The 12486-nt window shown below is 66.4% G+C and carries 15 protein-coding genes; 14 read left to right on the plus strand and 1 reads right to left on the minus strand.

The window, feature by feature from the left end; translation table 11 throughout:
• Positions 1-28 precede the first annotated feature (28 nt).
• The 14 genes from N2L00_RS02075 to csrA all read left to right on the plus strand — a co-directional run bounded on the left by N2L00_RS02075 (position 29) and on the right by csrA (position 11891).
• Complete coding sequence (locus N2L00_RS02075; RefSeq protein ID WP_255863712.1) at positions 29-1195, plus strand: flagellar hook protein FlgE; 1167 nt, start codon at positions 29-31, stop codon at positions 1193-1195.
• Between the two features lie 174 nt (positions 1196-1369).
• Complete coding sequence (locus N2L00_RS02080) at positions 1370-1675, plus strand: flagellar FlbD family protein (protein WP_227923849.1); 306 nt, start codon at positions 1370-1372, stop codon at positions 1673-1675.
• Positions 1675-2487 carry a motility protein A gene (locus N2L00_RS02085; RefSeq protein ID WP_255863714.1) on the plus strand — a complete coding sequence of 271 codons (813 nt, stop codon included), beginning with the start codon at positions 1675-1677 and terminating at the stop codon, positions 2485-2487. Before N2L00_RS02080 ends, N2L00_RS02085 begins: the two co-directional genes overlap by 1 nt.
• On the plus strand, positions 2484-3296 hold the full coding sequence (locus N2L00_RS02090) for a flagellar motor protein MotB (RefSeq protein WP_255767483.1): 813 nt from the start codon (positions 2484-2486) through the stop codon (positions 3294-3296). The genes N2L00_RS02085 and N2L00_RS02090 overlap by 4 nt, the downstream gene beginning before the upstream one ends.
• A 74-nt stretch (positions 3297-3370) precedes the next feature.
• Entirely contained in the window at positions 3371-4240 is an 870-nt protein-coding gene (locus N2L00_RS02095; RefSeq protein WP_255767484.1) for a flagellar motor switch protein FliM, read from the plus strand.
• A 3-nt stretch (positions 4241-4243) separates the two neighbouring features.
• Positions 4244-4945 carry a flagellar motor switch protein FliN gene (gene fliN, locus N2L00_RS02100; protein ID WP_255863715.1) on the plus strand — a complete coding sequence of 234 codons (702 nt, stop codon included), beginning with the start codon at positions 4244-4246 and terminating at the stop codon, positions 4943-4945.
• Positions 4945-5454 (plus strand): flagellar biosynthetic protein FliO, encoded by a 510-nt coding sequence (gene fliO / locus N2L00_RS02105; RefSeq protein WP_255863716.1) that lies wholly within the window; start codon positions 4945-4947, stop codon positions 5452-5454. The genes fliN and fliO overlap by 1 nt, the downstream gene beginning before the upstream one ends.
• Positions 5451-6302, plus strand: a complete 852-nt coding sequence (gene fliP, locus N2L00_RS02110) for a flagellar type III secretion system pore protein FliP (RefSeq protein WP_370647092.1) — start codon at positions 5451-5453, stop codon at positions 6300-6302. Before fliO ends, fliP begins: the two co-directional genes overlap by 4 nt.
• On the plus strand, positions 6302-6577 hold the full coding sequence (gene fliQ / locus N2L00_RS02115) for a flagellar biosynthesis protein FliQ (protein ID WP_255767487.1): 276 nt from the start codon (positions 6302-6304) through the stop codon (positions 6575-6577). The genes fliP and fliQ overlap by 1 nt, the downstream gene beginning before the upstream one ends.
• On the plus strand, positions 6578-7336 hold the full coding sequence (locus tag N2L00_RS02120; RefSeq protein WP_255767488.1) for a flagellar biosynthetic protein FliR: 759 nt from the start codon (positions 6578-6580) through the stop codon (positions 7334-7336).
• Positions 7337-8464 carry a flagellar biosynthesis protein FlhB gene (locus N2L00_RS02125; RefSeq protein WP_255863717.1) on the plus strand — a complete coding sequence of 376 codons (1128 nt, stop codon included), beginning with the start codon at positions 7337-7339 and terminating at the stop codon, positions 8462-8464.
• A complete protein-coding gene (locus N2L00_RS02130) occupies positions 8461-10518 on the plus strand; it encodes a flagellar biosynthesis protein FlhA (protein WP_255767490.1) in 2058 nt (685 codons plus the stop codon). Before N2L00_RS02125 ends, N2L00_RS02130 begins: the two co-directional genes overlap by 4 nt.
• Positions 10499-11548 carry a hypothetical protein gene (locus N2L00_RS02135; protein WP_255863718.1) on the plus strand — a complete coding sequence of 350 codons (1050 nt, stop codon included), beginning with the start codon at positions 10499-10501 and terminating at the stop codon, positions 11546-11548. Before N2L00_RS02130 ends, N2L00_RS02135 begins: the two co-directional genes overlap by 20 nt.
• A gap of 76 nt (positions 11549-11624) precedes the next feature.
• Positions 11625-11891, plus strand: coding sequence for a carbon storage regulator CsrA (gene csrA / locus N2L00_RS02140; protein WP_227923806.1), 267 nt, complete (start codon positions 11625-11627; stop codon positions 11889-11891).
• A 194-nt stretch (positions 11892-12085) separates the two neighbouring features.
• Here csrA and N2L00_RS02145 read toward each other — a convergent pair whose 3' ends face one another.
• Positions 12086-12457: a hypothetical protein gene (locus tag N2L00_RS02145; RefSeq protein ID WP_255767493.1), complete on the minus strand. Its 372-nt coding sequence runs from the start codon at positions 12455-12457 to the stop codon at positions 12086-12088.
• Positions 12458-12486: the final 29 nt, after the last annotated feature.

Below are 12486 nucleotides of genomic sequence, written 5' to 3' on the forward strand. Positions count from 1 at the left end.
GCACCACCAAAGCTGAAAGGCGCCACCAATGCTTCGCTCCCTTTACTCCGGTATCTCCGGACTCCGCTCGCACCAGACCATGCTCGACGTCACCGGCAACAACATCGCCAACGTCAACACCACGGGCTACAAGGCCACCGCCGTCCAGTTCCAGGACACCCTGTCCCAGCTGACGCAGGGCGCCACCGCGCCCGGCGCCAACAACGGCGGCGGCAACCCGGCGCAGGTGGGCCTCGGCGTCCTGGTCTCCGGCATCACCACCAACTTCACGCAGGGTTCGGCGCAGGCCACGGGCCGGGCCGAGGACCTGATGATCAACGGCGAGGGTTACTTCATCACCCGCCAGGGCAACACCTCCACCTATACCCGCGCGGGCGCGTTCAACCTGGACGGAGCCGGCCGCCTGGTCTCCACGGACGGCGGCATTGTCCAGGGCTGGACTGCCAATGCCGACGGCACCCTGAACACCGGCGGCGCAGTGGGCAACATTGTCCTGCCCGACGGCGCCATCGTCCCGGCCGCGGCCACCAGCGAAGCCACCATGACCGGCAACCTGCCCTCGGAGACCCCGGTCGGCGGCACGGTTGTACGCGACATGGACGTCTACGATGCCAACGGCAACCCCTCAACGGTTCCCCTGACGTTCACGCGTACCGCGGGCGGCTGGAGCGTTAGCGGGAAGGACGCGACAGCCGTGGACCTGACCTTTGCCGACGGCGCCCAGGCCGATGCCAACGCCGACACCATCACCGTTGGCGGCGTGGCCGTGAACCTCACCGGGCTCTCCAGCTACGCCGGTGTCAGCACGGCCTCGGTCACCAGCAACGGCCGCAGTGCGGGCACGCTGGAGTCCTTCTCCATCGGCAAGGACGGCACGGTGATCGGTTCCTTCACCAACGGTGCAAAGCAGGCCCTTGCCCGCATCGCCGTGGCCACCTTCACCAATTCGGCCGGCCTGGAGAAGACCGGCAACTCGAGCTTCACCGCTACGGTGAACTCCGGCAACCCCGTCATCGCCGGTCCCGGCGAGGCCGGTGCAGGCGGCATCGGCAGCGGCATGCTGGAAATGTCCAATGTGGACCTGTCCCAGGAGTTCACCAACCTGATCGTCGCCCAGCGCGGCTTCCAGGCCAACGCCCGAATCATCACCACCTCGGATGAAGTGCTGCAGGAACTTACCAACTTGAAGCGCTAGCCTTCGCTGAACCGAACGGCCCCGCCTGCGGCAGCTGCCGGCGGGGCCGTTTTGCCGTCCTGTACCCCTGGGATGCAACGTCCGGTACCGGACCTTCCTAACGACGGGGCCGTAACGGCCGAAAGTAGGGGTGAGGGCCTATCGGAGTCCTGCGGAACCAGCCAGGACGGGGCAATGATTGTTCTAACGCGTCTCAACGATGCTCAGTTTGCGATCAACCCTGACCTGATCGAGCGGATCCACTCCAACCCGGACACCACCCTCGTGATGGTCGACGGCGCGAAATACATCGTGACGGAGAGCCTGCAGGAAGTTATCGACCGCATTGCGGCCTACCGGGCGCAGGTGATTTCCATGGCACGCGATATCCCTCCCCGCGTTCCCGGGCGTCCCCTTGGGCTCGTGCCCGACGCTTTTCCGGCAGCCCCGGAGAAAGCTCCCCCCAGCAATGCAGTGCCCCTTCGCCCTAGGAACGACTAATGGATCCAGCAACAATTATCGGCTTAGTCCTCGCCTTCGGGTCGCTTTATGCCATGATCACCCTCGAAGGTGCCCATGTGTCCGCGCTCCTGCTGCCGGCGCCGATGATCCTCGTATTCGGCGCCACCATTGCCGTGGGCCTTGCGGGAGGAACCTTCAAGGACTTCATCCTGTCCTTCAAGTCCCTGCCCCGGGCCTTCATGGGCAAGACCCCCCGGCCGCAGGAGACCATTGACCGAGTGGTCCTGCTGGCGGAAAAGGCCCGCAGCGAAGGCCTCCTGTCCCTTGAGCAGGACGCCGCGGAGGTCGAAGATCCCTTCCTGCGCACGGCCCTGCAGAACATCGCCGACGGCACCGACGGCGAGGAGCTGCGCATGCTGCTCGAAGACGAAATCGCCACCAAGACCGCCACCGACAAGATTGCGGTGAAGTTCTTCAACAGCTTGGGCGGTTATGGTCCCACCATCGGCATCATCGGCACCGTTGTTTCGCTGACCCACGTCCTGGAGAACCTCTCCACGCCGGACCACCTGGGGCCCATGATCGCCACTGCCTTTGTGGCCACACTCTGGGGGCTGCTTTCGGCCAACTTCATCTGGCTGCCCATCAGCACCCGGTTGAAACGGCTGGCGGAGCTCGAAGCGGATGAAATGAACCTCCTGATGGAAGGTGTCCTGGCCCTGCAGGCCGGCAGCCAGCCGCGCCTGCTCGGGGAACGGCTGCGCGCGATGGTCCCGGCCCACGTGTTGGGCGGCAAAGCGGACAAGGCAGACAAGTCCGATGCCGCGGACAAGGTCCAGGACGCAGCGTGAGCGCCAAGGGCCGGCGTCCGAAACAGCACGAGGAGGACGATCACCCGGACGAACGCTGGATGGCCTCCTACATGGATATGGTCACCGTGCTGATGTGCATGTTCATTGTCCTGTTCGCCATGTCCACTGTGGACGCGAAGAAGTTCGAACAGCTCAAGGAGTCCCTGGCCACCGGTTTCGGCGCCGAGGAGAGCAACACGGTGGACACAGCCGTCGGCATCATCGTGCCGCCGGACAAGGTGGACAGCGAAGAGACCGTTGAACCCGACGCCGCCCTGGCCGCCAAGGAAGTCGACGATCTCACAGCGCTCCAGGACGCAATTTACGCGGGCCTGCAGGAAAAGGGCATGGAAGACGCCGTGCGCTTCGAAATGGATGAGCGGGGCCTGACCATCCGGCTGGTCAGCTCGGAAATGTTCTTCGCCCCGGACCTGGCCGACCTCACCGACGAGGCCGTCCAGGTGCTGGACACCGTAGGTCCCGCACTCGCGCCGACCACCTACCAGGTGTCGGTGGAAGGCCACACAGCCCAGGTCCGCCAGTACGCCGACGACGCGTTGGACTGGGAACTGTCCTCGTCCCGTTCGGTGAACGTGCTGCGCTACCTCGTCTCCGGCGGGGGAGTGAAGCAGGACCATATGAAGGCAGTGGGTTACGGCGAGTCCCGCCCGCTGACCCCCGGCAGGGACGCCGCTGAACTCGCCCAGAACCGGCGGGTGGACATCGTGGTCCTGTCCGGACAAAGCGAAGACGTCCGCTCCCTCATCCCCCAAATCGTGGCCGAGCGTGAAACCGCTGCAGGCACCTAGCGGCTTTTCTTACGCAGCCGTTCCAAGTGCCGATAGTGCGGGTTGTGATGGTCCAAGATTCACCTTCCTTAAGCATGCCCGCGAAAGCAAAGCCCGTAGAGGTCTATGACTTCAGCAGGCCCACTACGCTGGCCCGTGAGCATGCGCGTGTCCTGGAAATGGCCTTTGATACCTTCGCCCGCCAGTGGGGCACGCAGCTGACCGCCAAGGTGCGGGTGCTGTCGCAGGTCACCTCGGAAGACGTCCAGGTGCTGAGCTACGACGAGTACGCCGCCGCGCTGCCGGACAACACCGGCATGGTGCTTTTCAACATCTCCACGACCTCCGCCAAGGCCGTCATCCAGTTCCCCATGGCCGCAGCACTGTCCTGGGTGGGACACATGCTCGGCGGCACCGGTTTCCAGACCGCGCCGGAGCGCAAGTTCACGCATATCGAGCAGGCACTGCTGGGCAAGATCATGGACGACGCCGTGGAGGACCTGCACTACTCCCTCGGCCACCTGCTCTCGGCCCCGCTGACGCTGTCCTCGGTCCAGTACAACTCGCAGTTCGCCCAGGCGGCGGCCTCCGGCGACCCGATGATCGTGGCCACTTTCGAGATGGTGGTCGGTGAAACCACCGCTCCCGCCACCGTGGCCATCCCGGCCGCGGCCCTGCTGCCGCAGCTGGACCCGCTGGGCGCCCAGTCCAGTAACGCCACGCCGGCCGAACTTGTCCAGCTGCAGCTTGCACACGTGCCCGTGAAGGTGTGCCTGCAGCTGGAACCCATCACGGTGAAGCCCGCCATGGTCTTGAACCTTGCCGTAGGGGACGTCCTGAATCTGGGCCACCCCCGCCACCGCCCGCTGAACGTCACCGTTGACGGACAGACGCTGGCCCAGGCAGCAGTAGGAGCCAGCGGGTCACGCCTTGCCGGCAGCATCGTCAGTATCGAGGAGAAGTAACCTATGTCCAGCCCCCACAGCCTGCACGCCGACGCCGTTTCCGCCCTGGTGCGCGGCCTGCCCACCCCCCTTGTCCTGGAACCGATCCCGCATAACGGGGCGGGAGTACCGGCGTCGCACACCGCGACGGCGGTCACCGCTTCCTTCGTGGGCACCGAATCGGCGGACCTGGCCCTGGTCCTGGACAGTTCCTCGCCGCTGGCCGATGTCGCCGGCACCGACTCCGCGCTCGTTTCGGCCGCGGACGTACTGCGTCCCTCGCTCGAAGCAGCGAGTGCCACCCTGGGCGTCGGCGTGCTCGGCGAAGCCCGCACCGAGGATGCCGCCGCACTCTTTGCCGATCCGGACAGCGTCGTCTTCGAACTGCGCTCCCCTGAGGGCACCGCCGGGTGGTTCGCCATCCGCCTGCGGGACACCCCCGGCACCTCCGGCGGCCACAACGACCCCTCGATCGTCGGCAAGATGGGCCGCATCAACAACATCGAGATGGCACTGACCGTGGAAATCGGGCACACCCGCATGTCCGTCCGCGACGTCCTGAACCTCGAACCCGGCCGGGTGGTGGAGCTGGACCGGTCCGCCGGTGCCCCCGCGGACATCCTGCTGAACGGCCGGCTCATCGCCAACGGCGAAGTTGTGGTTATTGACCAGGATTACGCCGTGCGGATCACCAAAATCCTGGACGTGGTCGAGGGGCTCAATTAGTGGAAACCCTGTTTCTGGGACTCCGTGTCCTGGTTTCACTGGGCGCCGTGCTCGGACTCCTGTGGTTCCTGCAGCGCCGCTTTAGCCGCACCCTCGGTTCTGCCGGTGCGAACCAGCCCGCCGTGCGCGTGGTCAGCCGCCAGCCGCTGAGCCCCAAGGCCTCCCTGGTAGTGGTGGAAACCGACGGACAGCGGCTCCTGCTCGGGGTGGCCGAAGGTTCGGTAAACCTGCTGCACACCACAGAGGTTCCCCCGGAATCCGAACAGGTGCCCGCAACCGGATTTGCCGCGTCGCTGGAAGCCGCCCAGCAGTCCTCCGGGTCCTCTCCGGAGGGCGGCCATGCCGCCGACCCCTACTCCGGCCTGCCCCCGCGCCGCGCCGCGCGAGGGGCACATGCCCTTCCCTCCGCACACCCGGTGCCCGCCAAATCGGCGCTGGCCGGATCCATCCTGGCCCCCGAAACCTGGCGCCAGGCCGGCGCGGCCCTGGGCCGGGGACGTAAACGGTGAGCGCCGCCGTCGACGTGCGCAGGGCACGGCACGCGCTTACCCTGGCCGCTGCCCTGTTCTTCGCCGTGGCCGCCCTGCTCCTGCTCGGGGCCGCAGCAGGGCACGCCACCACTTTCGATCCCGCCGCGCCCGTTGCGCCTACCGACCCCAGCGCTCCCACGGAGCCGGACGACGGCGGCGGGCTGAGCATCGATATCAATGGCCAGGACGGCGGGCCCTCCACGGCCGTGACCACACTCATCGGCATCACCCTGCTTTCGGTGGCGCCGTCATTGCTGCTGATGCTCAGCTCCTTCACGAAGATCTTCGTGGTGCTGGCCATGACCCGCAACGCCCTGTCGCTGCCTTCAATCCCGCCCAACCAGGTCCTGGCCGGGCTGGCACTGTTCCTCTCGCTTTTCATCATGGCGCCCGTCATCAGCGAAATTAACACGATCGCCGTGCAGCCCTACCTCAACGGCGAGCTCAACTTCGATGCCGCCCTCGACACCGGGTCCGGGCCGCTGCAGCAGTTCATGCTCGCCCACACCCGGGAAGAGGACATCGCACTGATGACCCGCGCGGCCGGGCAGGAGAACCCCGAAAGCCCCGAGTCCGTTCCGCTGACCACCCTGATCCCGGCGTTCATGATCTCGGAGCTGCGGGCGGCGTTCATCATCGGGTTCGTGATTTTCGTGCCGTTCCTCGTCATCGACCTGGTGGTGTCCGCAGCACTGATGTCCATGGGCATGATGATGCTCCCGCCGGTGATGATCTCGCTGCCGTTCAAGATCCTGCTGTTCATCCTCGTGGACGGCTGGGGACTGATCATTACGTCCTTGGTCAACAGTTACCAGGGCGGCACCTAGTGGATACAAACGCGGTCCTGGACATCGCCATGCAGGGACTCTGGGTTGCGGCCAAGCTGTCGGCCCCGGTGCTGATCACCGCGCTCGTCGTCGGGTTCGGCATCTCGCTGCTGCAGTCCATCACCCAGATCCAGGAAGTCACGCTTTCGTTCGTGCCCAAGGCCCTTGCCGTGGCCCTCGCCCTGCTCGTGTGCGGACACTGGATGATTTCGGAAATCGTGTCCTTCACCCACGAGATGTTCCAGAGGATCCCGTCCCTGCTCGGCGGCGGCTAGATGAACATCACCCTTGACCAGGACTGGATCGAGGCGTTCCTGCTGGCCTCGGTACGGATGGTGGCCTTCCTGGTCATCGCACCCCCGTTCTCCTACAACGCGTTCCCGGCGCGGATCAAAGCCATGCTCGGGCTCGGCCTGGGGCTGGCCATCGCCCCGCAGGTAAGCGAGGGGTACAACGCCCTGAGCACCGGGGCGTTCTTCATGGCCATCGTGATGGAGCTGCTGGTGGGGTTTGTGCTGGGGTTCCTCGTGATGGTGGTTTTCTCCGCCGTGCAGTCCGCCGGCAACCTGATCGATACCTTCGGCGGTTTCCAGCTGGCGCAGGCCTTCGATCCGCAGTCCATGGTCAACGGCGCCCAGTTCACACGCATCTTCCAGATCACCGCCCTGGCGCTGCTCTTTGCCTCGGACGGCTACCAGCTGATCATCGGCGGGCTGCTGCGCAGTTTCACCGCACTGCCGCTGACCGGGGGACTGGACCTGTCCTCGCCGGTGTCCGCCCTGACCGCCGCGGTATCGCAGATGTTCCTGGCGTCGGTGCAGATTGCCGGACCGCTGCTGGTGGTCCTGTTCCTGGCCGACGCAGGACTGGGCCTGCTCACCCGCGTGGCCCCGGCCCTGAACGCCTTCGCCCTCGGCTTCCCCCTGAAGATCCTGCTGACGTTGTCCCTGGCCTCAGTTGTCTTCCTGGCACTGCCCCGCATCGTCTCCGGGCTGGTCTCCACTATCGAGCGCGCGCTGACGGGGGTGGGATAGATGCCGGAACAGCCCTCAGGGGAGCGGACCGAGCAGGCCACGGACAAACGGATGAAAGAGGTCCGTTCCAAGGGCCAGCTTTCCCGGTCCGAGGACCTCACCGCCTGGGTCGGCGTCGGCACGGCCGCCCTGATGATGCCGTTGACCATCTCCCGGGGCGCCGAAGCTGCCGGCGAGATCCTGGCCGGCGTCGCCACCACCATCGCGAACCCCGATCCCGAGTTCGCCCTGATCCAGATGAACGAGGGCCTGGGCACCCTGGCCTTTATCCTCGGCCCGCTGCTGGGCGTAGTTGCCGCTGCGGTCCTGCTCACCGCCGCCGTCCAGGGCGGTATCCACGTGAAGAAGTTCAAGGGCAAGTTCGAGCAGTTCAACCTGTTCGCCGGCGTCAAACGCGTCTTCGGCGCCCAGGCCCTGTGGAACGGCGTGAAATCCCTGCTCAAGACCGCCGTGGTGGGACTGGTCCTGTACGCGGTGATCCAGCAACTGATGCCGGTGCTGATGTCCGCCGGCGGCCTGCCGATCTCCGCCGTCCTGGAAGCTGCGGGAGGCGGTACCGCGTTACTGCTGCAGGCAGCCGTCGCCGCGGGCCTGATCCTCGCCGCAGCGGACATCTTCGTGGTTATGAAGCGCAACCGCAAACGAACCCGCATGACCAAGAAGGAAGTCAAAGACGAAAACAAGAACAGCGACGGCGATCCGTTGATCAAGTCGCAGCGCCGGTCCAGACAGCTGGCCATGAGCCGGAACCGGATGATCGCCGCCGTGGCGGATGCCGACGTCGTGCTCGTGAATCCCACCCACGTGGCCGTCGCCCTGAAATACGAGCCGGGCAAGTCCGCGCCGCGGGTCGTAGCGAAGGGTGCGGACAACATTGCCACCCGGATCCGTGAAGAGGCCGAAAAGCAGGGCGTCCCCATGGTCTCCGACATTCCGCTGGCCCGTGCCCTGCACAGCGCCTGCGAACTGAACGCCGAAATTCCCGTGGAACTGTACAACGCCGTGGCCCGGGTCCTCGCCTTCGTTATGGCCCTGAAGCGGCGCGGCGCCGCCCGGGGCATGCACACCATGGCAGCCGCACCGCCCGAACCCGGAACCACCCCACAACACCGTAAGGCCGCGTCGTGAACCGCAACCGCAACCTCCTGAAACTCGCCGTCCCCGTCGGGGTCATCGGCATCATCCTGCTGCTGGTGGTACCCATCCCCGCCGAACTGCTGGACGTGCTGATCATCATCAACATCCTGCTGGCACTGGTGATCCTGCTGACCACCATGTTCGTACGGAAGCCGCTGGACTTCTCAGTGTTCCCGTCCCTGCTCCTTGTCGCCACCCTGTTCCGGCTGGGCCTGAATGTGGCCTCCACGCGACTGGTGCTGGGGGAGGGGTACGCCGGGCAGGTGATCGAAGCGTTCGGGCACGTTGCCGTGGGCGGTTCGCTGATCATCGGCGCCGTGATCTTCCTGATCCTGGTGGTCATCCAGTTCGTGGTGGTCACCAAGGGTGCCGAACGCGTGGCCGAAGTGGGAGCCCGCTTCACCCTGGACGCCATGCCGGGCAAGCAGATGGCCATTGACGCAGACCTCAACGCCGGCCTGATCACCGACACCCAGGCCCGGGAACGCCGGGCGGAGGTTTCCGCGGAAGCGGACTTCTACGGTGCGATGGACGGCGCGTCGAAGTTCGTCAAGGGCGACGCTATCGCCGGGTTGATCATCATCATCATCAACCTCATCGGCGGCATCGCGATCGGAATGATCCAGCGCAGCATGTCGGCCGGCGAAGCGGTGAGCACCTACAGCCTCCTGACCATCGGCGATGGACTGGTCACCCAGATCCCTGCCCTGCTGATGGCCGTTTCCACCGGCATGATCGTCACCCGGTCCAATGCCGAGGCGGACATGGGAACCACGGCCGGCGCGCAGCTGGGCCAGTCCCGGAACGCCCTGATGATTGCCGGCGCCGCGGCCATCGTGATGGCCCTGATTCCGGGCATGCCGAAGCTCTATTTCATCGCCATCGGTGCCCTGCTGATTTTCATTTCCTGGAAAATCAAGGGAAAGGAAACCACCGATCAGGCCGAGAAGGATTCTGCGCAGGCGGCGCTGGACGCGCCCGCCACCTCCGAGACCACGGAGGACCTGATTGAACAGATGCGTGTCCATGCGCTGGAAATCATGCTGGCACCGGATCTGGTGGACATTGTCACCGGCGGGTCCGACGATCTCCTGGCACGGGTTCGGGCACTGCGCCGCAAGATCGCCATGGAGCTGGGCATTGTGGTGCCTCCGGTCCGCACGCGCGACAGTGTCGACCTGCCAATGTCCACCTACGTCATCCGGATCGCAGGCGTGGAAGCCGGCCGCGGGGACGCCCCTGCGGGCAAGATCCTGGCCCTGGGGGACTATCTGGAGGGTTTGCCGGGCACTGCCACCGTGGAACCCGTGTTCGGCTTGGCCGGGAAGTGGGTTCCGGCGGAAATGCAGCACGCGGCAGAGATGTCCGGGGCAACCGTGATCGACCGCGTGTCGGTGCTGGTCACGCACCTTTCCGCGGTCATCACCGCCAACGCTGCCCGGCTGCTCACCCGCGAAGACGTCCGGGTGCTGACCGAGGGGGTCAAGCTGGTCAACCCGTCAGCCGTCGAGGAACTGATCCCCAATGTGATGTCCCTTGCCGAAGTGCAGCGGGTGCTCCAGGGTCTGCTGGCCGAGCAGATCCCCATCAACGACCTGCCGAGGATCTACGAGTCCCTGCTGCTGCGGGCCAAGGTTTCCGCGGACCCGGAGGGGCTCATCGAGACGGCACGGACGGCACTGGGGCCGGCGCTGGCCGCGCAGTACATCGCCGACGGAGTCCTGCGGGTGATCATGATCGATCCGGCGCTGGAGCAGTCCATGCTCGAAGCGCTGCGCCCCTCGGAGCAGGGCAGCCAGATCCTGCTGGACCCTGCCCGGGTTGATGCCGTGCTGGCGTCGCTGAAAGCTGCCGTGGCGGGCGCCGAGAACGCCGGGTTCAATGCGGTGCTGGTCTGTGCCCCGGCCCTGCGCCCGGCCATCCGGCGGCTGGTCTCGGCACAGACCGGCGGCCTGCCGGTACTGTCCTACCAGGAAGCCACAGCGGGTAATGTCGGTATCGAGACTGTAGGGGTGGTGCGTGGAAGTGAGACGATTTCAGCTTGAGGGGGCGTCGCTTGACGCGCTAAAAGCCCAGGTGCTGGCCGAACACGGCCCGCGGGCCCGGATAATTGCGGCGGAAAAGGTCACCGTGGGCGGGATCGGCGGATTCCTGTCCCGCCAGCATTACGAGGTGACGGTGGAGCTGCCGCCCAGCGGCCGGCGTCGGGCACCGGTGGAACCGGACCTGCCCAGCCGAACCGACTCCGGGCGGGCAGGCATATCCGCACTGCTGGAAGAGGCAGAGCGGGCCGAATCCACGCTGCACCCGGCGGCCGCGGTCATCCCGGTTGTACCCATGGATCCGGCCCCGCAGCCCGCTCCGTCCGTATCCACGGGGTCCCATGCGTTCGCCGAACTTATGGATACCCTCGCGGCAAGCACGGGCACCCCCGTGCAGGGCCAGGCCGCGGCCGCGTTCACTCCCGGGCTGGAGGCCATGCAGCCGCCCAACGCCGTGAACCACGTTCCGCTCAGCCAGGCGGGTTCCGGCCGGATCAACCAAGGCACGGAGCCGGTCCAGCGCAATGCCGTGCCGATGGCGCCTGCTCCGCTCGCCGGAGCCGGTGACCTGGTGATGGTGGTCGGCCTGGGCGACGACGCGCTGGAGGTGTGCCGCTCCATGGCCGACTTCTCCGGCACGGGTGCCGCAGCCGTCCGCGTGGCCGGCGTGCTGGAGACCGACGGCGTCGGCCGGGCCGCGGACCGGCGTGCGGTGGCAACCGCACGTGCCGCCGGCGTTATGGCCGGACACAGCATCTTCCTGGCCTACGGGCTGGGGCGGTCGGGTACCGAAATGGCCCGGCATTCCACGTTGATCTCCGCATTGGCCGCCGATCAAATCTGGGTGGTGGTCGACGCCGGCCGGAAACCGGAAGACACCGCAGCCTGGGTCGGGGCGGTGCGGTCCGCAGCAGTGGTGGACGCCGCCGCCGTCGAAGGCATTGACACCACCGGCACGCCGCAGTCCGTGAACGCGCTTGGCCTGCCCATCGGGTGGCTCGACGGCGGACCCTCGCCGACGCCGGTGCTCTGAGCCACGGGTAACCCGCCGGACTGAAGCGATCCTCAGCTTCGGCGGGAACGGCCCCGGCTTGGGGTAGAGTGGGCGGATGCTGGTGCTAACACGCAAGTCCGGGGAGCAGATCCTGATCGGGGATGACATTGTCATTACCGTTTTGGATTCACGCGGTGACGGCGTACGCATCGGCATCGATGCCCCCCGCGGGGTCAAGATCCAGCGCCACGAGGTGCTGCGCGCCGTGGAAGAGGCCAATGTGGCCGCCAGCGCCGCCGCCCTGCCGGATGCGGAAGACCGCATCAAGGCGTTGCTGGCCGGCCGGATGCTGCCCCCGGAAAGCGACAAACCCGCTTCCTGACCGGGTGGCCTTAGCCTGTTACGCCTCGGTTGCTCGGTTGCCCCTTGTCTGCTGGGCCGGACTGTTCCATGCCCTCTTCTGCCGGGTGTTCCGGGTACACCGGACAGCAGAAACCCCCGCCGTTTCTTGGGGAAAACGACGAGGGTTCCCGGTCTATTGCCCGGGGACGGCCGGGCGTATCAAGGGACCGGCGGCTAGGTGCTGCGCTGTGCGCGTTTGGCACCCAACCCCAGGAACCGGCTGCCGGCTTTGGAGCTCCGGGCAGACGTTGCGGTGTCCCGCCGCGCGTTCGGGGCGGGGACGTGCTGGGAAAGCCCGAAATACTCGGGAAGGACGCGGCGTTCGTGGGTGCTGCACCGGACGCCCGGGTAACGGAAGCCGTTGATGATCCACCGGCCCCGGTCCTCCACCCAGTTCGGGATCATGCGGCGGTTGCACTCGGCACAGAGCGGGGAAATGAAGTTCTCGCGCTGAACCAGCGTGTAGCGGCGGGTAGTGAGCCCCGTCGATGCTCCGTCCATGGTGATCCCCCTCGTCCCGCCGGCGTCCTGCCGTTGCGGTTTCATGTCCCGAGGATAGGGCGCAGGGCGACAGG

This window comes from Arthrobacter sp. zg-Y1171, from assembly GCF_025244845.1.
Lineage (GTDB): Bacteria > Actinomycetota > Actinomycetes > Actinomycetales > Micrococcaceae > Arthrobacter_B.

Coding starts and splice junctions, on each gene's coding strand:
- N2L00_RS02075 (WP_255863712.1), top strand. CDS start 29: ATGCTTCGCTCCCTTTACTCCGGTATCTCCGGACTCCGCTCGCACCAG.
- N2L00_RS02080 (WP_227923849.1), top strand. CDS start 1,370: ATGATTGTTCTAACGCGTCTCAACGATGCTCAGTTTGCGATCAACCCT.
- N2L00_RS02085 (WP_255863714.1), top strand. CDS start 1,675: ATGGATCCAGCAACAATTATCGGCTTAGTCCTCGCCTTCGGGTCGCTT.
- N2L00_RS02095 (WP_255767484.1), top strand. CDS start 3,371: ATGCCCGCGAAAGCAAAGCCCGTAGAGGTCTATGACTTCAGCAGGCCC.
- fliN (WP_255863715.1), top strand. CDS start 4,244: ATGTCCAGCCCCCACAGCCTGCACGCCGACGCCGTTTCCGCCCTGGTG.
- N2L00_RS02120 (WP_255767488.1), top strand. CDS start 6,578: ATGAACATCACCCTTGACCAGGACTGGATCGAGGCGTTCCTGCTGGCC.
- N2L00_RS02125 (WP_255863717.1), top strand. CDS start 7,337: ATGCCGGAACAGCCCTCAGGGGAGCGGACCGAGCAGGCCACGGACAAA.
- csrA (WP_227923806.1), top strand. CDS start 11,625: ATGCTGGTGCTAACACGCAAGTCCGGGGAGCAGATCCTGATCGGGGAT.
- N2L00_RS02145 (WP_255767493.1), bottom strand. CDS start 12,457: ATGAAACCGCAACGGCAGGACGCCGGCGGGACGAGGGGGATCACCATG.